Source organism: Mycobacterium sp. DL592 (genome assembly GCF_011694515.1).
In the GTDB taxonomy this organism is placed as follows: Bacteria; Actinomycetota; Actinomycetes; order Mycobacteriales; family Mycobacteriaceae; genus Mycobacterium.
Window position 1 is genome coordinate 3,313,365 of record NZ_CP050192.1, and the last position, 20,119, is coordinate 3,333,483.

Consider the following 20,119-nt stretch of genomic DNA (forward strand, 5'->3'; position numbering starts at 1 on the left):
CTTCGCCGGCAGACCAGGTCAGCCGAAGAACGCCGCCGCATCGTCGTAGCGGGTCTGGGGTACGAGCTTGAGCTGGCGCACCGCGTCGGCCAGCGGCACCCGGCCGATCTCAGTCCCCTGCAGCGAGACCATCATCCCGTACTCACCGGCGTGCGCGGCGTCGGCGGCGTTGACCCCGAACCGGGTGGCCAGCACCCGGTCATAGGCGGTCGGTGTGCCGCCGCGCTGCACATGGCCGAGCACGGTGACCCGCACTTCCTTCTTGATCCTCTTCTCCACCTCGTTGGCCAGCTGCTGGGCCACCCCGGTGAAGCGTTCGTGGCCGAACTCGTCGGTGCCGCCCGAGCGCAACGCCATGGTGCCCTCGGCCGGTTTGGCGCCCTCGGCGACGACGATGATGAAGCTCGACTCACCGCGCTGGAAGCGCTTCTTGACCAGCCGGCAGACCTCTTCGACATCGAAGGGCTGTTCGGGGATCAGCGTCATGTGCGCACCCGAGGACAGCCCGGCGTTCAGTGCGATCCAGCCGGCGTGGCGACCCATCACCTCGACGACCATCACCCGCTGATGCGACTCGGCGGTGCTGTGCAGCCGGTCGATGGCATCGGTGGCGATCTGCAGCGCGGTGTCGTGCCCGAAGGTGACGTCGGTGCAGTCGATGTCGTTGTCGATGGTCTTGGGGACTCCGACCACCGGCACGCCTTCTTCGGACAGCCAGTGCGCGGCGGTCAGTGTGCCTTCACCGCCGATCGGGATCAAGACGTCGATCCCGTTGTCCTCCAACGTCTGCTTGATGTCGTCGAGCCCGGCGCGCAGCTTGTCGGGGTTGGTGCGCGCGGTGCCCAGCATGGTGCCGCCCTTGGACAGCAGCCGGTTGTTGCGGTCGTCGTTGTGCAACTGGACCCGGCGGTCCTCCAGCAGGCCACGCCAGCCGTCGAGGAACCCGACCACCGAGGAGCCGTAGCGGGCGTCGCAGGTCCGCACGACCGCCCGGATGACGGCGTTGAGGCCGGGACAGTCGCCGCCGCCGGTGAGAACTCCGATGCGCATGGGACCTATCTTGCCCGTTGGCCGGTTCGCAGGCAGCGCATCTACAGTGCCGACGGCAGAGTTCCGCGCGCCGCCTCGTAGGCCGCGCCCACCCGGTAGAGCCGGTCATCGGCCAGTGCGGGGGCCATGATCTGCAGTCCGACCGGCAGGTTGTCCTCAGGCGACAGACCTGAGGGCACCGACATTCCGCAGTGCCCGGCCAGGTTCAGCGGCAGGGTGCACAGGTCGAACAGGTACATCGCGAGCGGATCGTCGACCTTCTCCCCGAGCCGGAACGCCGTGGTCGGGGTCGCCGGGGACACCAGGACGTCCACCTTCTGGTAGGCGTTGTCCAGGTCATTGGCGATCAGCGTGCGGACCTTCTGAGCCTGGTTGTAGTAGGCGTCGTAATAGCCCGCCGACAACGCGTAGGTGCCGATCATGATGCGGCGCTTGACTTCTGGGCCGAAACCGGCGGCACGCGTGAGCGCCATCACCTCTTCGGCGCTGTGGGTGCCGTCGTCGCCGACCCGCAGGCCGTAGCGCATCGCATCGAAGCGGGCCAGGTTGCTCGAGACCTCCGACGGCAGGATCAGGTAGTACGCCGACAGCGAGTAGTCCAGGTGCGGGCAGTCCACTTCGGTGATCTCAGCACCGAGGGCGGCCAGCTGCTCGACGGCGGCGTTGAACGAGGCCAGCACGCCCGGCTGATACCCCTCACCGCTGCGTAGCTGCTTGACCACGCCGATCCGCACGCCCTTGAGGTCGCCGGCCGCACCAGCTCGGGCCGCGCCGACGACGTCGGGGATCTCGGCGTCCACCGAGGTGGAGTCGCGTGGGTCGTGACCGGCGATCACCGCGTGCAGCAGCGCGGTGTCCAGCACGGTGCGGGCACACGGTCCGCCCTGGTCCAGCGACGACGCGCAGGCCACCAGCCCGTAGCGGGACACCGTGCCGTAGGTGGGCTTGACGCCGACGGTCGCGGTCAGCGCGGCGGGCTGGCGGATCGACCCGCCGGTATCGGAGCCCAGCGCCAGCGGGGCCTGATACGCCGCGAGCGCGGCGGCACTGCCGCCACCGGAGCCGCCGGGGACGCGCTCGACGTCCCACGGGTTGCGGGTCGGGCCGTAGGCGGAGTTCTCGGTGGAGCTGCCCATCGCGAACTCGTCCATGTTGGTCTTGCCCAGGATCGGGATCCCGGCGGCGCGGACCCGGGCGGTGACGGTCGCGTCGTACGGCGACACCCAGCCTTCGAGGATCTTCGACCCGCAGGTGGTGGGCATGTCGGTGGTGGTGAAGACGTCCTTGAGCGCCAGCGGCACCCCGGCCAGCGGCGACGGCAGCGTCTCACCGGCGTCGACCGCCGCGTCGATGCGGGCGGCCGTGGCCAGCGCCTCGTCGGCCGCGACGTGCAGGAACGCGTGGTAGCGCTCGTCGGTGGCGGCAATCTGGTCCAGGCAGGCCTGGGTCACCTCCACCGAGGACAGCTCCTTGGCCGCGATCTTGGCACCCAGGGTGGCGGCGTCGAGCCGGATCACGTCGCTCATTACTCCGCCTCCCCCAGGATCTGCGGGACCGCGAAGCGGCCCTCGATCGCGGCCGGCGCCTCGGCCAGCGCCTCGGACTGGGTCAGGCAGGTGTCGACGACATCGGCGCGGGTCACGTTGACCACTCGCGTATCCCCGGGTCGCTGCGCTCCTGCCCGCCGCCCAAACGGATTTCCGGTCGGTGAAACGTCGGTGACGTCGACGGCCTGGATCTGGCTCACGTACCCCAGGATCGCGTCGAGCTGGCCGGCGAAATTGTCGACTTCATGGTCGGTCAGGGCCAGCCGGGCCAGCTTGGCCAGCCGGGCTACCTCGTCGCGGGAGATCTGGGACACGGTGCACAAGCCTAGATGGCGCCGCCCCCACACCGAGACCGCAGGTGTTGCCAACGACCCCGGCGGCGGCAGAAAGCCGGAGTGCCGCAACCGGACGACTGTGAAACAGTGTGCGCGTGCCTTCCTATCTACTGCGGGTTCAACTCGAGGACCGCCCCGGTAGCCTCGGGTCGCTCGCGGTTGCCCTGGGCTCGGTCGGCGCGGACATCCTGTCGTTGGACGTCGTCGAGCGTGTGACCGGATACGCCATCGACGACCTGGTGGTCGAACTGCCGCCGGGGACGATGCCCGACATGGTTATCACGGCCGCCGAGCGCCTCGAAGGTGTTCGGGTGGACACCATCCGCCCGCACACCGGCCTGCTCGAGGCCCACCGTGAACTGGAACTCATCGATCACATCGCCGCCGCCGACGGCCGCGACGCCAAGTTGCAGGTACTGGCCAACGAAGCCCCACGAGTCCTGCGGGTGGGCTGGTGCACCGTGATCCGGCTCACCGAGTCCGGACTCGACCGAGTGGTGGGCAGCCCCGGTTCTCCCGAGACTCAGGCGACGAGCGCGCCCTGGCTGCCGCTGACCCACGCCGAAGCCCTCGACGGGACCGCCGACTGGGTGCCGCAGGTGTGGCGCGACATGGACACCACGCTGGCCGCCGCCCCGTTGGGCGACCCGCACATCGCGGTGGTGCTCGGCCGCGCCGGCGGCCCGGTGTTCCGGCCCTCGGAGGTGGCCCGGCTCGGCTATCTGGCCGGCATCGTGGCCACGATCGTGCGCTGAGCTACTCCGAGCTACTCCGGGGCCGGGGTTTCGACGTTCTCGGGCCCGTATTCGAGCAGTGCCCGGAAGCCGTCCTCGTCGAGGATCGGCACGCCGAGTTCGACGGCCTTGTCGTACTTCGAGCCCGGGGCGTCCCCGGCCACCACGAACGACGTCTTCTTCGATACCGAGCCGACCGCCTTGCCGCCGCGGGTGATGATCGCCTCTTTGGCCTCGTCGCGGGAGAACCCGGCGAGTGACCCGGTGACCACGATCGACAGCCCCTGCAGGGTCGGGGGGACGGATGCATCGCGTTCGTCAGCCATCCGGACCCCGGCGGCCTGCCACTTGTCGACGATCGCCCGGTGCCAGTCGACGTCGAACCACTCCGTGAGCGCGGCGGCGATGGTGGGCCCGACACCTTCGACGTCGGCCAGCTGCGCCTCGTCGGCGGCCATGATCGCATCGATGCTGCCGAACGCAGTGGCCAGTGCGCGTGCCGCCGTCGGTCCGACGTGCCGGATCGACAACGCCACCAGGATCCGCCACAGCGGGCGTTTCTTGGCCTGGTCCAGGTTGGCCAGCAGCCGGGCGCCGTTGGCCGACAGGGCCCCGTTCTTGGTGCGGAAGAATTCCGCGGTCAGCAGGTCCTCGGCGGTCAGGGTGAACAGGTCGCCCTCGTCGCCGATTACGTGAGCGTCCAGCAGTGCGGCGGCCGCCTCGTAACCGAGGCCCTCGATGTCCAACCCGCCGCGACCGGCGAGGTGAAACACCCGCTCGCGCAACTGAGCCGGGCACGATCGCGCGTTGGGGCAACGGATGTCGACGTCGGCCTCCTTGGCGGGGGCCAGCACAGTTCCGCATTCCGGGCAATGGGTCGGCATGACGAACTCGCGCTCGCTGCCGTCGCGCAGATCGACGACCGGACCCAGCACCTCGGGAATCACGTCACCGGCCTTGCGGATCATCACGGTGTCGCCGATCAGCACGCCCTTGCGCTTGACCTCGGAGCCGTTGTGCAGGGTGGCCATCCCGACCGTCGAACCGGCGATCTTGACCGGGGTCATGACCGCGAACGGGGTGACCCGGCCGGTGCGGCCGACGTTGACCTGGATGTCGATCAGCTTGGTCTGGGCCTCCTCGGGTGGGTACTTGTAGGCCACCGCCCACCGCGGGGTGCGCGAGGTGGCGCCGAGGCGGCGCTGCAACGCGAAATCGTCGACTTTGACCACGACGCCGTCGATTTCGTGCTCGATCTCGTGGCGCCGCTCGCCCCAGTAGGTGATTCGTTCCTCGACGGCGGCCAGCCCCGCCACCCGCGTGGTGTGGTCGGAAACCGGCAGGCCCCACGCCTTCAGGGCGAAGTAGGTGTCGTGCAGCGTCGCCGGGGTGAAGCCTTCGGTGTAGCCCAGTCCGTGGCAGATCATCCGCAGCTTGCGTTTGGCGGTGACAGCCGGATTCTTCTGCCGCAGTGAGCCGGCCGCACTGTTGCGCGGATTGGCGAACGGATCCTTGCCTTCGGCGACCAGGTTGGCGTTGAGGTTCTCGAAGTCGGCCACCATGAAGAACACCTCGCCGCGCACCTCGAGAACGGCGGGTATCGGGTAGTCCGGTGAGGGAGTGAGGGTTTCGGGGATGTCGTCGATGGTGCGCGCGTTGTTGGTGACGTCCTCGCCGACCCGGCCGTCACCGCGGGTGGCCGCCCGCTCGAGCTTGCCGTCGCGATACACCAGGCCCAGCGCAACGCCGTCGACCTTGAGCTCGCACAGGTATTGCGGGTCGGGGCCGATCTCGGCCTCCACCCGGTTGGACCACGCCACCAGCTCCTCGGTGTTGAACACGTCCTCCAGCGACAGCATCCGTTCCAGGTGGGCGGCCTCGGTGAAGTCGGTCGCAAACCCGGCGCCGCCGACCAGCTGGGTCGGCGAGTCCGCCACGCGTAGCTCGGGATAGCGCTCCTCGAGAGCGAGGAGTTCGTTGAAGAGCTTGTCGAAGTCGGCGTCGGAGACGATCGGCGCGTCCTTGATGTAGTACCGGAACTGATGCTCACGCACCTCGTCGGCGAGTTCCTGCCAGCGCCGGCGCACATCCGGATCGATCGGGTCGACCTCGGGATCGGACGTCTGTGGGCTCACCCTCGCAGGTTATCGGAGGGCACCGACGTGGCAATCTTGAGAGCCATGCCCCATCCCGTGATGTTCGACGACGACGATCCGGCTCTGGCCCGGGTCCGTGCCATCGCGCTGGCGTTTCCCGAGGCGGTCGAGAAGATCTCGCACGGCCGGCCCACGTTCTGCGCGCCCAAGATGTTCGCGGTCTACGGCGGCAGCCGCAAGAACCCCAGCGGGCCGATGATCCGCTATGCCCACGCCGTGCTCGTCAAGGTCGACGACAGCGAACGCCCGGCGCTGTCGCAGGATCCCCGCTTCTTCCTTCCGGCTTACCTGGGCCCATTCGGCTGGCTGGGCCTGGACTTCGACGCAGCCACGGTCGACTGGGCCGAGGTGGGCGAACTCATCGACGCCTCGTTCCGGCTGCAGGCCCCGCCGCGGCTGGTCCGGCTGCTCGACGGCTGAGCTACGGATTCGGCGGGCAGGTGAACACCGGGCCCGGCGGGAGCGTGCCCTGCATGAAGAACCTCATCAGAGCATCCTCTGCGCAGGTGTTCTGCGCGGAGGCGATGTGGCCCTGTGCTGGAGCGACCACCAGGGTCGAGGACTTGATCTGGCCCTGCAGCGACTGAGCCCACGCCAGCGGGGTGGCGGGGTCGCCGGTGGTGCTGAGAATCAGCACCGGCCCTGCGCCCGTGGCCTGCACCGGACCGGGTCCGCGCACCGACGGCACCGGCCACATCTCGCACGGTTGCAGCGACCATGCCCGGTTGGCGCCGCTGATCGGGCTTTCCATCGCCCACACCTGCGCCAGCCGCTCTGGTTTGTCGGGATTGCGGTGGGTCGCGAAGTCGACGCACATCACCGACAGGTACTCCGAGTCGGCCGGATTGACCATCAGGTCCTTCGAGTAGGCGGCCTCGAGCACCCCGGGCCACTGCCCGGCCAGTGCCTGCTGCAGTACCTTGCGCAGGCTGGGCCACCCCGAAACCGGGAAGTACTGCGAGGATTCCACCAGTGCCAGCATCCGGGCCCCGGACAACTTGCGTCCGTCGGCGCCGACATAGGGTTGCTGGTCGAGGTTGCCGATGAGACCGGAAATCTGTTGTAGCGCTTGACCACTCGGGCCGGTCAGCGGGCAGCCCGGGCGGCGCAGGCAGTCGTCGACGAACGCGGCGATGCTGCGCTGCATACCCTGGGCCTGGCCGTGGCGGACCTCTTGGTAGTCCAGCATCGGGTCCAGCACCGAATCCAGCACGATGCGGTCGGTCTTGCCGGGGAACATGTCGGCATAGAGGGCGCCGAGGAATGTTCCGTATGAGTAGCCGAGATAGTTGATCTGGTCGAAGCCCATCGCTTTTCGGATCTCGTCCATGTCGCGGGCGACGTCGGCGGTGCCCACGTGCGCGAGGGCGTCGCCGAACTGAGCCCGGCAGGCGCTGCCGATTCCGGCGGCGAGGTCCTTGGCCCGGGCGACGCCGGCTTGGGCCACCGGAGCGCTGGGCTGGTCGAAGATGGCCTGGCGCTGCGTGTCGTCGAGGCATTGCAGCGCCGGTTTGGATCCGCCGACGCCGCGCGGGTCGAAGGAGACCACCGTGTAGGTGTCGGTGAACTTCTCGAAGTACTCACGATTGGTCCGCAGGTCGTTGACGCCGCTGATGCCGGGACCGCCCGGGTTGGTCACTAGCAACCGGGGTTTGGCGGCTTTCGACGGGATCCGGATCACCGGGACGGTGAAGCTCGGTCCGTTCGGCCGGCCGTAGTCGAACGGCACTGTGAGGGTGGAACATTCAACGCCCGGAGAGGACCCGTTCGAATCGGGCATCGATTCGGTCATGATGCACGGACCCCACGGAGCCAGCGCGATCGCCGGCGCCGCCTGGGGCTGGCGCACCGGAGCCGAGCATGCCCCGAGGACCACCGCGGTGAGAGCCGCAGCCGCGGCCCACCGCCTCACCCCCGACGAAGCTGACACGCCCTACCTTGTAACACGTCCGGCGCGCGCCGGCACGGAACTCGATCAGATGGCGTCGGGATCCTCGGCCAACGCGTCGGCGGCCCGCTGCGACAGTTCGACCGCGATGCGCGCCCATTGGTCGGTGGCCCCGGCCAGTCCGCACGCCGGACTGATGCCGACCCGGTCCCGAACCACGGGGCGGGGAAAGCCGATTCGGTCGGTGATGGCGACGGCGCCGGCCGCCACCTCCTCGGCCGACGGGCGGCGCTGGGGTGCGGTGGTCGGCAGCAGTCCCAGCACGACGGCGCGCCCGGAGTCCAGGAACTCGCCCAGACCATCGAGATCGGCATCACCGAAGGTCGCGACGTCGAGTGACACAGCGTGAATGGTGCTGCGCTGCAATACCTTCCAGGGAATCTCGGTTGCGCAGCAGTGCAGCATGACCTCGGTGCCCGCGGCGGCGACGCACGTGTCGATCAGGCTGACGGCGACGGCCTCGTCGACCGGGTGCACGGGATTGAGCCGACTCACCCCGGCCAGCCGGCCGGCCAGCGCCGCAGGCAGCACCGGCTCGTCGTATTGCACCACCACCGTGGTGCCCAACCGCCTGGCCAACTCGGCGCGGTGCACCGCCACCCCCTCACCCAGTGAGGCGGCCAGGTCCCGAAGGGCACCGGGGTCGGTGATCGCCCGATGGCCGTTGGGCAGCTCCAGCCCGGCGGCCAGGGTGATCGGTCCGGGCGCCTGCACCTTGACGGTGCGTCCGGCCACCGCGCTGCCCGCCTTCTCCCAGGCCTCTTCGAGGGCGTCGATGTCCTCGTCGAGCAGGCTGGCTGCGCGGCGCATCACCGCACCGGGCCGCGCGGTGATGCGGTATCCACGCGGGACGGTGTCGAGGGCGATGTCGATGAGCAGCGCACCGGCGCGCCCGATCATGTCGGCGCCCACGCCGCGGGCGGGCAGTTCGACGAGGTGTGGCAGCCGGTGCAACTCGCCGACCACGATCTCGGCGGCCTCCCGCGGTGTCGAACCGGGCCAGGAACCGACGCCGGTGGCCGCCGCGAAAACGCTCATCCGGCAACCGTATTGGACAGCCCACCGCCCGGGCTCCACCGGGGGCCTACGGTGGAGGTCGTGACGGTGCGGGCCGGGCTGTGGTGCTGCGTGGCGGCGCTGGCCGTCACGGGCTGCGCCCAGTGGACGCCGGGCGCGCCGATGCGGGCGCTGAGCGAGCCGCCCTATCAGCCGCCGGGGGTGGTCAACGTCGACGCGGTGCTGCTGAGCCAGGCTCAGATGCAGTCGATCACCGGCGGCGGTCCCGATCTGACCATCATCCCCACGATGGACGGCACGGTCCCGGTGGATATCGACGCGCTAGCCAGTTCGGTTCCGCCGGAGTGCCGGTTCGTCTTCGCTGAGACCGCGACATTCGGCCCGGATATCGCGGACTTCCACAAGACGAGCTTCCAGGATCCGCCCCGCGCGGCGCTCATCTCACAGGGGGCAGCCGCATATCGTGACGTCGCCGGCGCCCAGCGGGCATTCGAGGCGCTGTCGCAGACGGTGTCGCGGTGCGCCGACAGCTCCGACGGGGCGCTGCTCGTCGGGGCGGTCACCGCAGATGCGCAGTCGTTGCGGACCCGGCCCGGTGCGTGCGGACGCGACTACCGGGCGAAGGGTTCGGTCCTGGTGGAGGTGACGTTCTGCGCGTTTCCCGAGTCGGTGTCCGACATCGTGATGGCGAACATCCTCAGCAGGATTCCTGGCGGTTGACGATGGTGGCGCTGCCGATGACCTCGTCACCGGCCGGGTCGGGCCGGTAGAGCACCAGGGTCTGGCCGGCGGCCACGCCGCGCAGTGGCGAACGCAGCGTGACCTGGAGCGTGTCGCCGACCAGTTCGGCCACGGCCGGGACGATGCCGCCGTGGGCCCGCACCTGGACCTCGCCTTCGACCGGGCCCTGTGGTGCCACCCCGGAGGTGAACACCGGTTCCTTGCCGGCCAGCGACCACGTCTCGAGGTCCTCGGCGCCGCCCACCCGCACGGTCTGCGTGGCGGCGTCGATCTCGGTGACGTAGCGGGGCATGCCGTCGGGCCCCGGGCCCGCGATTCCGAGACCTTTGCGCTGTCCGATGGTGAAGCTGTGCACGCCGTCGTGTTCGGCCAGGACGGTGCCCGCGGCGTCCACCACGGTGCCGCGCCGCACGCCGATCCGGGCACCGAGGAAGGCCTGGGTATCTCCCGACGGGATGAAGCAGATGTCGTGGCTGTCAGGCTTGCTGGCCACCGGCAGACCGCGGCGGGCGGCTTCCTCGCGGATCTGCGGCTTGGGGGTGTCCCCGATCGGGAACAGCGCATGGCGCAGCTGGTTGGCTGTCAGCACGCCGAGCACGTAGGACTGGTCCTTGTCGGCGTCGACCGCGCGGCGCAGCCTGCCGTCGGCCAGCCGCGCGTAGTGGCCGGTGGCCACCGCGTCGAATCCCAGCGCCAGCGCCCTGACCGCCAGCGCGGAGAACTTGATCTTCTCGTTGCAGCGCACACACGGGTTGGGTGTCTCACCGCGCGCGTAGGACTCCACGAAGTCCTCGATCACGTCCTCGGCGAACTGGTCGGCGAAATCCCAGACGTAGAACGGGATTCCGAGGACATCGGCCACTCGGCGGGCATCGCCGGCGTCCTCCCGCGAGCAGCAGCCGCGCGACCCGGTGCGCAATGTGCCCGGCGAACGCGACAACGCCAGGTGCACGCCCACGACGTCATGGCCGGCATCGACCATCCGCGCGGCAGCCACCGAGGAATCCACACCGCCGCTCATCGCGGCCAGCACCCTCATCGCAGACCACTCAATGACGAACTGGCCAGGGCGGCCTGCCGGGCCCGCTCGACGGCAGCGGGCAGGACCCGCAGCGCGGCGTCGACATCGGCCTCGGTGGTGGTATGCCCCAACGACAATCGCAGGGAGCCGCGAGAGACCACCGGGTCGGCGCCCATCGCCACCAGGACGTGGGACGGCTGCGCGACGCCCGCTGTGCACGCCGAACCGGTGGAGCATTCGATCCCGTTGGCGTCCAACAACATCAGCAGTGAATCGCCCTCACAGCCGCGGAAGGTGAAGTGGGTGTTGCCGGGCAGCCGCCGCTCCCCCAGCGCGCCGTTGACGGCGGTGTCGGGGATGGACTGCAACACGCCGTCGATGAGACGCTCGCGCAGTGTCCGCAGTCGGGCGGCGGTGGTGTCGAGGGATTCGACGGCGATGCCGGCGGCGACCGCCATCGCGACCACACCGGCGACATCTGGTGTGCCGGAACGGACGTCGCGTTCTTGGCCGCCACCGTGCAGCAGCGGCACCGCGGCGACGTCGCGGCGCAGGAACAGCGCGCCGACCCCGGTGGGTCCGCCGAACTTGTGCGCGGTGATACTCATCGCCGACAACCCGGAGCCGGCGAAGCCGACCGGGATCTGACCGACCGCCTGAACGGCGTCGCTGTGCATGGGCACGTCGAATTCGGCGGCGACGGCGGCCAGTTCGCTGATCGGCATGATGGTGCCGACCTCGTTGTTGGCCCACATCACCGTGACCAGGGCGACGTCGTCGTGTTCGTCGAGCGCTTCACGCAGGGCGGCCGGCGTCACCGAACCGTCGGGTTCGGTGGGCAGGTAGGTCACCTCGGCGCCCTCATGCTCGGCCAGCCAGATGACGGCGTCGAGCACCGCATGGTGCTCGACGGAGGTGGTGACGATGCGCCTGCGGTTGGGGTCGGCGTCGCGCCGGGCCCAGTAGATGCCCTTGACCGCGAGGTTGTCGCTTTCGGTGCCACCCGCGGTGAAGATGATCTCCGAGGGGCGGGCACCGAGCAGTGCCGCGATGGTCTCCCGCGACTCCTCCATGCGGCGGCGGGCGTCGCGTCCGGCGGTGTGCAGCGAGGACGCGTTGCCCACGGTCGCCAGCGCAGCGGTCATCGCCTCGATGGCAGCGGGATGCATCGGGGTGGTGGCGGCGTGGTCGAGGTAGACCGGACCCGTCGGGCTCATGGCTTGTCCAGGATACCGGCAGGCCAGCACCCACTCGTCCCCGCCGAACCTGACCCCCGGCCGGGGGTGCGCTATCCGGCCAGGGCGTGACTGTGCTGGAAACCGGGCGTGGTGCGTCCCCGCACGGCCACCTCGCAGCGCGCCGCCAGTTCCCGGCGGTCGGTACCCGGCAGTTCCAGCGAGGTCACCTCCACGTCGACCACGGTGAGGCCGGCGCGGGCGATGCGGTTCAGTGACTGCCAGATGGTGTCGTCACCGATGAACGCCGGCACGGTCGAAGGCTGCCCGTCGCGGTGGTGATATGTCAGCCGCAGGGGCTGCACAGGCCTCCCGGAGTCGACGGCGGCCTGGAACATCGCCGGGTGGAAGGGCCCGTAGGCCAGCCCGCACCAGGTGGTGCCCTCGGGGAAGGCGACGACGGTCTGGCCGCGACGCAGCCGTTCCGCCACGGTCGCCACCACCTGTGGGAGTCGCCGCAGGCTGGCCCGGTCGATCGGGATGACCTTCATGATCCGCGCCGCGAGCCCGACGGCAGGCCAGTCGACCAGGTCGGCGCGGGCCACGAACGCCCCCGGCAGTACCGAGCCGATGACGAAGATGTCCACCCATGAGACGTGACCGCTGACCACGAGGACGCCGCGCAGGTTGCGAATCGGGCCGCCGGACAACGTGATCCGCACGCCGAGGCTGCGGAGCAGCATCCGGCAGTACAGGCGCTGCACCCGCGAGCGGCCGGGCAGCGGAAGCGCCAGCATCGGCAGCAGGGGCAGCATCAGCAGCGCCACCGTGATCCGCCGGATCATCCGAACTGTGGCCAGCATCGGGTGGCCCTGATGGCCGGTGCCCGCGCGCACACAGCTGTCGTCGCAGCTGGCCTTGGGCAGCCAGGCGTGCTCGATGACGTCCATCAGGCGAGCCCCATCTCGGTGGCCGCTGACACCGACCGCAGCCGGGTCAGGTAGCGGGTGTCGGCCTGGCGTTTGTCCAGCAGGGCCGGGAAGTCCCCGACACCGAATTCTGGGTCGTGGGCCGGTTCGCCACACACTTTGGCGCCCAGCCGCAGGTAGCCGCGCATCAGCGGTGGGATGGTGGGCCGGGCCGGTGGCTCGATGTCGTCGAGGGTCAGCCCGTCGAGGATCACCGGCCGGTAGGGGCGCACGGTGAACTCCGGGCCCGCGGCGTGGCGGCGCAGCACGAAGTCGCGCACCCCGCGCAGGAGGGAACCAGGAGGTGCACCCGCCGGATCTTCTGAGTGGGTGGGCACCGACACGCACCCGGTGACGTAGTCGTAGCCGCAGCGGTCGAGGTAGGCCAGGATGCCGGCCCACATCAGCAGGACCACGGCCCCGTTACGGTGGTCTTCGCGCACCACCGCGCGGCCCATCTCCACCAGCGACGGCCGTAGCACGTCGAGAGCGGAGACATCGAATTCTGTTGCGGTGTAGAGACTTCCGGCGGCGATCGCGCCGGGCGGGGGCATCATCCGGTAGCACCCGACGATCTCGCCAGTGGTGTCCTCACGGACCAGCAGGTGGTCGCAGAACTCGTCGAAGCGATCGATATCGAGACCGTCCCCACCGGCCGGCAGGGCAAAACCCGGTTCGGTGCTGAACACGTGGTGGCGCAGGCGCTGCGCCTCCTCGACGAGGGCGGGGGCGGTGGTCAGCAGCAGCGTGTAGCGGGGGCCGCTCAGGGCGGCGGTCTCGGCGTGGTCAGGGGCTATGAGTACAGATGCAGTGCTCATGTCTGCACGGTCGCCGTTGCGTTGGGCGGGATGCCAACGTACGCGTGACGTGTTCGTGCACTCTGCGTGACGAATAGACGCAAAAGACCCCGGGCACCCAGGTGCCCGGGGTCTTTTGGTGAAGCGGACTCAGCCTTTACGGGCCTTGACGGCCTCGGTGAGCTGCGGCGTCACGTTGAACAGGTCACCCACGATGCCGTAGTCGGCGATCTCGAAGATCGGTGCCTCTTCGTCCTTGTTGACCGCGACGATCGTCTTCGACGTCTGCATTCCGGCGCGGTGCTGGATCGCTCCGGAGATGCCCAGGGCGATGTACAGCTGGGGCGACACGGTCTTGCCGGTCTGGCCCACCTGGAACTGGCCCGGGTAGTAGCCGGAGTCGACGGCGGCGCGGGAGGCGCCGACGGCACCGCCCAGCGAGTCGGCGAGCTCCTCGACGACGGTGAACTTGTCGGCACTGCCGACGCCACGGCCACCGGAAACCACCACGCTGGCCTCGGTGAGCTCAGGACGGTCACCGGCCACGGCCGGCTGACGCGAGGTGATCTTGGTGGCATTCTCGGCCGGTGCAGGCACCTCGACGGTGACCTGCTCACCGGCGCCGGCGGCGGGGGCAGCCTCGACCGCACCCGGACGCACGGTGATCACCGGGACCTCGGCGCTGACCTGCGCCTCGACAGTGAAGGCACCACCGAAGATCGAGTGGATGGCCGTGCCACCCTCCTTGACCTCGACGACGTCGGACAGCACACCCGAACCGATGCGGGCGGCCAGCCGGCCTGCGATCTCCTTGCCGTCGGCGTTGGCGGCCAGCAGCACACCGGCCGGGGAGGCCGACTCGACCAGCGCCTCGAGCACGTCGACGTAGGGGGTGATCAGGTAGCTCTCCACGTCAGCCGACTCGGCGACGTAGGTCTTGGCCGCGCCGGCGGCCTTCAGGTCGTCGACCAGCGGTGCGGCGGTGCCGGGGGCACCGACCACGACAGCCGACGGCTCGCCCAGCGCGCGGGCGGCGGTGATGAGCTCGGCGGTGACTTTCTTCACCGCACCTTCGGAGTGCTCGACGAGCACCAGTACTTCAGCCATTGCGGGTTCGCCTCTTGTTCTCTGGGGTGGTCGGTTCTAGATGATCTTTTGAGCGACCAGGTACTCGGCGATCTTCTTGCCGCCCTCGCCCTCGTCGGTGATCTTCTCGCCCGCGGACTTCGGGGGCTTCGGGGTGGACGACAGGACCTTCGAACCGGCGTTGGCCAGGCCGACCTCGTCGGCCTCGACGCCGATCTCGGCCAGCGTCAGGGTCGTCACTTCCTTCTTCTTGGCGGCCATGATGCCCTTGAAGGACGGGAAGCGCGGCTCGTTGATCTTCTCGTTGACGCTGATCACGGCGGGCAGCGATGCCTCGACGGTGAACACACCGTCGTCGGTCTCACGCTCACCGGTGATCTTGCCACCCTCGACGGCCACCTTGCGCAGGTGCGTCAGCTGGGGCAGGCCGAGGTACTCGGCGATGATGGCCGGGACCGCACCGCCGGTGCCGTCGGTGGCCTCGTTACCGGCGATGACCAGCTCAGTGCCTTCGATGGCGCCCAGCGCACGGGCCAGGGCCCAGCCGGTCTGCACCATGTCCGAGCCGTGCAGGCCCGGGTCGAGCAGATGCACGGCCTTGTCGGCGCCCATCGACAGCGCCTTGCGGATCGCCTCGGTGGCGCGCTCCGGCCCGGCGGTCAGCACGGTCACCGTGCTCTCCACGCCGTCGGCGGCTTCCTTCTCCTTGATCAGCAGCGCCTCTTCGACGGCGCGCTCGTTGATCTCGTCCAGCACAGCGTCGGCGGCCTCGCGATCAAGCGTGAAGTCACCGTCGGACAGCTTGCGCTCGGACCACGTGTCTGGGACCTGTTTGATCAGGACCACGATGTTCGTCATGAGTCTTCCTACGTCCTCCTGGCAGGCGTCCTGCGCCGAGAGTGGACGCAAGACATTGGGTCACTTCCGCAACTCACACCATGTTACTCACCGGTAACTTTGAGTGGTTCGCACGAACACCATAGCTGAGCGAAGTTTGTGTTCTTGCAGCCCATCGGTACCCGACCGGTTCGCGATCCGCCGAGTTCGGGTTAGCCTGCCTTGCAATGAGCGCATCTGAGACGGACCCGGGCGGCAGCGGCTTGCCGTTGACCGGCGAGCGGACCATCCCGGGTCTGGCGGAAGAAAATTACTGGTTCCGCCGACACGAGGTGGTCTACCGGCGTCTGAGCGGACTTTGTGCAGGTCGTGACGTGCTTGAGGCCGGTTGCGGGGAGGGCTACGGCGCCGATCTGATCGCCGACGTGGCCCGTCGCGTCATCGCGGTGGACTACGACGCCGCGGCGGTGGCCCACGTCCGGGCGCGCTACCCTCGCGTCGAGGTCCTCGCGGCCAACCTGGCGTCCCTGCCGCTGCCGGACGCTTCAGTTGACGTTGTGGTGAATTACCAGGTCATAGAGCATTTGTGGGATCAGCCACAGTTCGTGACGGAATGCTTACGAGTGCTGCGTCCCGGCGGCCTGCTGCTGATGTCAACCCCGAACCGGATCACCTTCTCCCCCGGCCTCGACACCCCGGTCAACCCGTTCCACACCCGCGAACTCAACGCCGCAGAGCTGGCCGAACTGCTCACGGACGGCGGATTCGGGATGCAGTCGATGAGCGGCGTTTTTCATGGGCCGCGACTGGTGGAGATGGATGCCCGCCACGGCGGCTCGATCATCGGCGCCCAGATCGACCGCGCCCTGGCCGACGCCCCCTGGACCGACGACCTGCTGGCAGACGTCACCGCCGTGCAATGCGAGGACTTCGAGCTCCTGGATGCCGGACAACGTGACATCGACGACAGTCTGGACCTGGTGGCGATCGCGGTGCGCCCGTGAGCCCGCACGATCCGGAGCCCATTCCCGGCCAGTTCACCCTCGTCCTGCACACCCATCTGCCGTGGCTGGCCCACCACGGGCGGTGGCCGGTCGGCGAGGAGTGGCTCTACCAATCGTGGTCGGCGGCCTACCTGCCGCTGATGCGGGTGCTGCGCACGCTGGCCGCCGAGGGCCGACGCGGACTGATCACCCTGGGCATGACCCCGGTGGTGACCGCCCAACTCGACGACCCGTACTGCCTCGACGGCATGCACCACTGGCTGGCCAACTGGCAGCTGCGCGCGCTGGAGGCGGCTCACCTGCACACCCCGACCGGTGCCGCCGACGGCACGGCGACGACACCGGAAGCGTTGCGCCAGTTCGGGATTCGCGAGTATGACGAAGCCACTCGCGCGCTGGAGGACTTCACCACGCTCTGGCGCCATGGCGCCAGCCCGTTGCTGCGTGAACTCATCGACGCCGGCACCGTGGAGCTGCTCGGCGGGCCGCTGGCCCACCCGTTCCAGCCACTGCTCAACCCGCGGCTGCGGGAGTTCGCGCTGCGCGAAGGCCTGGCCGACGCCCACCAGCGCTTCGCCCACACCCCGGCAGGTATCTGGGCTCCGGAGTGCGCCTACGCCCCCGGCATGGAATACGACTATGCCGCCGCCGGCGTCGGCCACTTCATGGTCGACGGGCCCTCGCTACACGGCGACACCGCCCTGGGCCGGCCCGTCGGCGAGTCCGACGTGGTGGCCTTCGGCCGCGACCTGCAGGTCAGCTACCGGGTGTGGTCACCGAAGTCCGGCTATCCCGGGCATGCCGCCTACCGCGACTTCCACACCTACGACCACATCACCGGGCTCAAGCCCGCCCGGGTCACCGGCCGCAACGTCACCTCCGAAGCGAAGGCACCGTACGACCCGGAGCGTGCGGACCGGGCCATCGACGCCCACGTCGCCGACTTCGTCGCACTGGTACGTCAGCGGCTGATCTCCGAATCCGAGCGCATCGGCCGGCCGGCACACGTCGTGGCCGCCTTCGACACCGAACTGTTCGGGCACTGGTGGTACGAGGGCCCGGCCTGGCTGGAGCGGCTGCTGCGCGCACTGCCCGAAGCCGGGGTGCGCGTCGGCACGCTCAACGACGCGCTGGCCAACGGGTTCGTCGGCACACCCGTCGACTTGCCGCCCAGCTCATGGGGTTCCGGCAAAGACTGGCAGGTGTGGGCCGGCGAGAAGGTGGCCGACCTGGTGGCGCTCAACGCCGAGGTGGTCGACACCGCGCTGACATGCGTCGACAAGGCGCTGGCGCAGACCGACACCGCACCGGCCCGCGACGTCGTCGCCGACCAGATCCTGCGGGAAACCCTGCTGACGGTCTCCAGCGACTGGCCGTTTATGGTCAGCAAGGATTCGGCTGCCGACTACGCGCGCTACCGCGCCCATCTGCACGCGCACGCCACCCGCGAGATCGCCGCCGCCCTGGCCGGTGGCCGCCGTGACGCCGCCGAACGGCTGGCGCAGGGTTGGAACCGGGCCGACGGACTGTTCGGCGCCCTGGACGCCCGGCGGCTGCCCCGATGAGCCGCACGCCTTCTCGCGAGCGTGCGTGTCGGTACGCCGACACGCCGCTGGAGCGGTCAATTCGCGCACACTCGCGCCGGGTGGAGCCCCGATGAAAATCCTGATGGTGTCGTGGGAGTACCCGCCGGTGGTCATCGGCGGGCTCGGCCGCCACGTCCACCACCTGGCGACCGCGCTGGCCGCCGACGGCCATGAGGTGGTGGTGCTGTCGCGACGGCCGACGGGCACCGACCCGTACACGCACCCCACCACCGACGAGGTGCACGACGGGGTCAGGGTGATCGCCGCCGCGCAGGACCCGCACGAGTTCGAGTTCGGTCGCGACCTGATGGCGTGGACGCTGGCGATGGGCCATTCCCTGGTGCGCGCCGGGCTGACCCTGCACGCCAAGGGCTGGCAACCCGACGTGGTGCACGCCCACGACTGGCTGGTCGCCCACCCGGCGATCGCGCTGGCCGAATTCTTCGACGTGCCAATGGTTTCCACCGTTCATGCCACCGAGGCCGGCCGACACTCGGGTTGGGTGTCGGGCAAGATCAGCCGGCAGGTGCATGCCATCGAGTCGTGGTTCGTCCGCGAGTCCGACTCGCTGATCGCCTGCTCGGCCTCGATGTCTGACGAGATCTCCGACCTGTTCGGCCCCGGCCTCGGCGAGATCAGTGTCATCTGCAACGGAATCGATTCCAGCCGTTGGCCGTTCGCCCGCCGTCGGCGCCACGACGGCCCGGCGGAGCTGTTGTTCTTCGGTCGCCTGGAGTACGAGAAAGGCGTCCACGAGGCCATCGCCGCCCTGCCGCGGATCCGCCGGACCCATCCCGGTACCACGTTGACCGTGGCCGGTGACGGCACCCAGCACCAATGGCTCATCGAGGTGGCACGGAAGCACAAGGTGCTCAAGGCCGTTGAGTTCGTCGGCCGCGTCGACCACGACGAGCTGCTGCACCTGCTGCACCGCGCCGACGTCGCCGTGCTGCCCAGCCACTACGAGCCGTTCGGCATCGTCGCCTTGGAAGCGGCAGCGGCCGGCATCCCGTTGGTGACCTCGAACGTCGGCGGCCTCGGCGAGGCGGTGATCAGCGGGCAGACCGGCATGTCGTGCCCGCCGCGCGACGTCGCCGCACTGGCTGCCGCGGTGCGCACCGTGCTCGACGACCCGGCGGGCGCCCAGCGCCGCGCGGTGGCCGCCCGGCGGCGGCTAACCGCGGATTTCGACTGGCACACCGTCGCCGCCGAGACCGCCCAGGTCTACCTGGCGGCCAAGCGCCGCGAACGCATTCCGCAGCCGCGCCGGCCGATCGTCGAGCATGCCCTGCCGGGCCGCTCGGACTGAGCGACTAGAGCACCGCCACCCCCAGTGCGGGCAGTACCGCCGAGCTAGTGGGCGGCCTTCTTGCGTTCGATATCGGCCAGCGCGGCTGCCAGCTCGGCGCGCTGTGCCGCCGAGGTCTCCCAGGACAGTTTGCGGTTCTTGACGACCTTGGCCGGGGAACCGACGGCGATCGAGAAGTCCGGGATGTCGCCCTTGACCACGGCGTGGGCCCCCAACACGCAGCCGCGGCCGACGGTGGTGCCGCGCAGCACCGTCACCTTGGTGGCGATCCAGGTGTCCGGGCCGATGCGGACCGGGCTCTTGACGATGCCCTGGTCCTTGATCGGCATCTCGATGTTGTCCATCTTGTGGTCGAAGTCGCAGACGTAGCACCAGTCGGCCATCAACGCCGAGTCGCCGAGCTCGATGTCGAGGTAGCAGTTGATGACGTTGTCGCGGCCGAGCACCACCTTGTCGCCGAACCGCAGCGAACCCTCGTGCGCCCGGATGGTGTTCTTGTCGCCGATGTGGACCCAGCGGCCGATCTCGAGCTGAGCCAGCTCGGGGGTGGCGTGGATCTCGACGTTCTTGCCGAGAAACACCATGCCGCGGGTGATGATGTGCGGGTTCTGCAGCTTGAACTTCAGCAGCCGCCAGTACCGCACCAGATACCAGGGGGTGTAGGCACGGTTGGCGATCACCCACTTCAGCGAATCCCGGGTGAGGAACTTCGCCTGGCGCGGGTCACGCAGCCGCGAACCCATCCAGCGCTTGTGGATCGGCGCGCCCCACATCGTCGTCATGGCCTGAGAGCCTAACGCCTGCCCCG

The 20,119-nt window shown here is 69.4% G+C and carries 19 protein-coding genes; 6 read left to right on the forward strand and 13 right to left on the reverse strand.

Going from position 1 to position 20,119, the window contains the following annotated elements; genetic code table 11:
* Positions 1 to 18: 18 nt before the first annotated feature.
* Genes HBE64_RS15880 through gatC form a run of 3 tightly spaced genes read right to left on the reverse strand, consistent with a single transcriptional unit; the run spans position 19 to position 2,911 of the window.
* Positions 19 to 1,050 (reverse strand): ATP-dependent 6-phosphofructokinase, encoded by a 1,032-nt coding sequence (locus HBE64_RS15880; protein WP_167104009.1) that lies wholly within the window; start codon positions 1,048 to 1,050, stop codon positions 19 to 21.
* A 41-nt stretch (positions 1,051 to 1,091) separates the two neighbouring features.
* Entirely contained in the window at positions 1,092 to 2,576 is a 1,485-nt protein-coding gene (gene gatA / locus HBE64_RS15885; protein ID WP_167104012.1) for an Asp-tRNA(Asn)/Glu-tRNA(Gln) amidotransferase subunit GatA, read from the reverse strand.
* On the reverse strand, positions 2,576 to 2,911 hold the full coding sequence (gatC, locus tag HBE64_RS15890) for an Asp-tRNA(Asn)/Glu-tRNA(Gln) amidotransferase subunit GatC (protein WP_167104015.1): 336 nt from the start codon (positions 2,909 to 2,911) through the stop codon (positions 2,576 to 2,578). Before gatC ends, gatA begins: the two co-directional genes overlap by 1 nt.
* A 116-nt stretch (positions 2,912 to 3,027) precedes the next feature.
* On the opposite strand from gatC, the gene HBE64_RS15895 reads away from it, so the two are divergent.
* Entirely contained in the window at positions 3,028 to 3,687 is a 660-nt protein-coding gene (locus HBE64_RS15895; RefSeq protein WP_167104018.1) for an amino acid-binding protein, read from the forward strand.
* Between the two features lie 11 nt (positions 3,688 to 3,698).
* Here the strand turns inward: HBE64_RS15895 and ligA are convergent, their stop codons facing one another.
* Positions 3,699 to 5,765 carry an NAD-dependent DNA ligase LigA gene (gene ligA / locus HBE64_RS15900; RefSeq protein WP_167109283.1) on the reverse strand — a complete coding sequence of 689 codons (2,067 nt, stop codon included), beginning with the start codon at positions 5,763 to 5,765 and terminating at the stop codon, positions 3,699 to 3,701.
* Positions 5,766 to 5,846: 81 nt separating this feature from the next.
* Here ligA and HBE64_RS15905 point away from each other — a divergent pair, with 81 nt between their 5' ends.
* Complete coding sequence (locus HBE64_RS15905; protein ID WP_167104021.1) at positions 5,847 to 6,242, forward strand: MmcQ/YjbR family DNA-binding protein; 396 nt, start codon at positions 5,847 to 5,849, stop codon at positions 6,240 to 6,242.
* Position 6,243: 1 nt separating this feature from the next.
* On the opposite strand, the gene HBE64_RS15910 is transcribed toward HBE64_RS15905, so the two are convergent.
* Together HBE64_RS15910 and HBE64_RS15915 are read right to left on the reverse strand one after the other, a co-directional pair.
* Complete coding sequence (locus HBE64_RS15910) at positions 6,244 to 7,752, reverse strand: alpha/beta hydrolase (RefSeq protein ID WP_167104025.1); 1,509 nt, start codon at positions 7,750 to 7,752, stop codon at positions 6,244 to 6,246.
* A 45-nt stretch (positions 7,753 to 7,797) separates the two neighbouring features.
* Positions 7,798 to 8,808, reverse strand: coding sequence for a methionine synthase (locus HBE64_RS15915; protein WP_167104028.1), 1,011 nt, complete (start codon positions 8,806 to 8,808; stop codon positions 7,798 to 7,800).
* Between the two features lie 60 nt (positions 8,809 to 8,868).
* Here HBE64_RS15915 and HBE64_RS15920 point away from each other — a divergent pair, with 60 nt between their 5' ends.
* Positions 8,869 to 9,507, forward strand: a complete 639-nt coding sequence (locus tag HBE64_RS15920; protein ID WP_243841339.1) for a sensor domain-containing protein — start codon at positions 8,869 to 8,871, stop codon at positions 9,505 to 9,507.
* Here HBE64_RS15920 and mnmA read toward each other — a convergent pair.
* The 6 genes from mnmA to HBE64_RS15950 form a co-directional block, all read right to left on the reverse strand.
* The gene (mnmA, locus tag HBE64_RS15925; protein WP_167104031.1) at positions 9,485 to 10,567 is read right to left on the reverse strand and encodes a tRNA 2-thiouridine(34) synthase MnmA; all 1,083 of its coding nucleotides are present in this window, start codon (positions 10,565 to 10,567) and stop codon (positions 9,485 to 9,487) included. The genes HBE64_RS15920 and mnmA overlap by 23 nt on opposite strands.
* Positions 10,564 to 11,766 (reverse strand): cysteine desulfurase family protein, encoded by a 1,203-nt coding sequence (locus tag HBE64_RS15930; RefSeq protein WP_167104034.1) that lies wholly within the window; start codon positions 11,764 to 11,766, stop codon positions 10,564 to 10,566. The genes mnmA and HBE64_RS15930 overlap by 4 nt, the downstream gene beginning before the upstream one ends.
* 71 nt (positions 11,767 to 11,837) lie before the next feature.
* Positions 11,838 to 12,674, reverse strand: coding sequence for a 1-acyl-sn-glycerol-3-phosphate acyltransferase (locus HBE64_RS15935; RefSeq protein ID WP_167104037.1), 837 nt, complete (start codon positions 12,672 to 12,674; stop codon positions 11,838 to 11,840).
* Positions 12,674 to 13,510 (reverse strand): GNAT family N-acetyltransferase, encoded by an 837-nt coding sequence (locus HBE64_RS15940; protein ID WP_167104040.1) that lies wholly within the window; start codon positions 13,508 to 13,510, stop codon positions 12,674 to 12,676. The genes HBE64_RS15935 and HBE64_RS15940 overlap by 1 nt, the downstream gene beginning before the upstream one ends.
* Before the next feature lie 129 nt (positions 13,511 to 13,639).
* Positions 13,640 to 14,596, reverse strand: coding sequence for an electron transfer flavoprotein subunit alpha/FixB family protein (locus tag HBE64_RS15945; protein WP_167104043.1), 957 nt, complete (start codon positions 14,594 to 14,596; stop codon positions 13,640 to 13,642).
* Between the two features lie 36 nt (positions 14,597 to 14,632).
* Positions 14,633 to 15,433, reverse strand: a complete 801-nt coding sequence (locus HBE64_RS15950) for an electron transfer flavoprotein subunit beta/FixA family protein (RefSeq protein WP_167104046.1) — start codon at positions 15,431 to 15,433, stop codon at positions 14,633 to 14,635.
* A gap of 206 nt (positions 15,434 to 15,639) precedes the next feature.
* Here HBE64_RS15950 and HBE64_RS15955 point away from each other — a divergent pair, with 206 nt between their 5' ends.
* The 3 genes from HBE64_RS15955 (at position 15,640) to HBE64_RS15965 (ending at position 19,311) form a co-directional block, all read left to right on the forward strand.
* On the forward strand, positions 15,640 to 16,416 hold the full coding sequence (locus HBE64_RS15955; RefSeq protein WP_167104049.1) for a bifunctional 2-polyprenyl-6-hydroxyphenol methylase/3-demethylubiquinol 3-O-methyltransferase UbiG: 777 nt from the start codon (positions 15,640 to 15,642) through the stop codon (positions 16,414 to 16,416).
* Positions 16,413 to 17,981 (forward strand): glycoside hydrolase family 57 protein, encoded by a 1,569-nt coding sequence (locus HBE64_RS15960; RefSeq protein ID WP_167104052.1) that lies wholly within the window; start codon positions 16,413 to 16,415, stop codon positions 17,979 to 17,981. Before HBE64_RS15955 ends, HBE64_RS15960 begins: the two co-directional genes overlap by 4 nt.
* A gap of 91 nt (positions 17,982 to 18,072) precedes the next feature.
* Positions 18,073 to 19,311 (forward strand): glycosyltransferase family 4 protein, encoded by a 1,239-nt coding sequence (locus tag HBE64_RS15965; RefSeq protein ID WP_167104055.1) that lies wholly within the window; start codon positions 18,073 to 18,075, stop codon positions 19,309 to 19,311.
* Positions 19,312 to 19,355: 44 nt separating this feature from the next.
* On the opposite strand, the gene HBE64_RS15970 is transcribed toward HBE64_RS15965, so the two are convergent.
* Positions 19,356 to 20,093 carry an acyltransferase gene (locus HBE64_RS15970; protein ID WP_167104058.1) on the reverse strand — a complete coding sequence of 246 codons (738 nt, stop codon included), beginning with the start codon at positions 20,091 to 20,093 and terminating at the stop codon, positions 19,356 to 19,358.
* Positions 20,094 to 20,119: the final 26 nt, after the last annotated feature.

What these genes read in the sequence shown, in the direction of transcription:
- HBE64_RS15945 (WP_167104043.1), bottom strand. Translation starts at nt 14,596, where the DNA reads ATGGCTGAAGTACTGGTGCTCGTCGAGCACTCCGAAGGTGCGGTGAAG.
- HBE64_RS15905 (WP_167104021.1), top strand. Translation starts at nt 5,847, where the DNA reads ATGCCCCATCCCGTGATGTTCGACGACGACGATCCGGCTCTGGCCCGG.
- HBE64_RS15915 (WP_167104028.1), bottom strand. Translation starts at nt 8,808, where the DNA reads ATGAGCGTTTTCGCGGCGGCCACCGGCGTCGGTTCCTGGCCCGGTTCG.
- HBE64_RS15880 (WP_167104009.1), bottom strand. Translation starts at nt 1,050, where the DNA reads ATGCGCATCGGAGTTCTCACCGGCGGCGGCGACTGTCCCGGCCTCAAC.
- HBE64_RS15940 (WP_167104040.1), bottom strand. Translation starts at nt 13,510, where the DNA reads ATGAGCACTGCATCTGTACTCATAGCCCCTGACCACGCCGAGACCGCC.
- mnmA (WP_167104031.1), bottom strand. Translation starts at nt 10,567, where the DNA reads ATGAGGGTGCTGGCCGCGATGAGCGGCGGTGTGGATTCCTCGGTGGCT.
- HBE64_RS15965 (WP_167104055.1), top strand. Translation starts at nt 18,073, where the DNA reads ATGAAAATCCTGATGGTGTCGTGGGAGTACCCGCCGGTGGTCATCGGC.
- HBE64_RS15970 (WP_167104058.1), bottom strand. Translation starts at nt 20,093, where the DNA reads ATGACGACGATGTGGGGCGCGCCGATCCACAAGCGCTGGATGGGTTCG.
- HBE64_RS15950 (WP_167104046.1), bottom strand. Translation starts at nt 15,433, where the DNA reads ATGACGAACATCGTGGTCCTGATCAAACAGGTCCCAGACACGTGGTCC.
- gatA (WP_167104012.1), bottom strand. Translation starts at nt 2,576, where the DNA reads ATGAGCGACGTGATCCGGCTCGACGCCGCCACCCTGGGTGCCAAGATC.
- HBE64_RS15955 (WP_167104049.1), top strand. Translation starts at nt 15,640, where the DNA reads ATGAGCGCATCTGAGACGGACCCGGGCGGCAGCGGCTTGCCGTTGACC.
- HBE64_RS15930 (WP_167104034.1), bottom strand. Translation starts at nt 11,766, where the DNA reads ATGAGCCCGACGGGTCCGGTCTACCTCGACCACGCCGCCACCACCCCG.
- HBE64_RS15935 (WP_167104037.1), bottom strand. Translation starts at nt 12,674, where the DNA reads ATGGACGTCATCGAGCACGCCTGGCTGCCCAAGGCCAGCTGCGACGAC.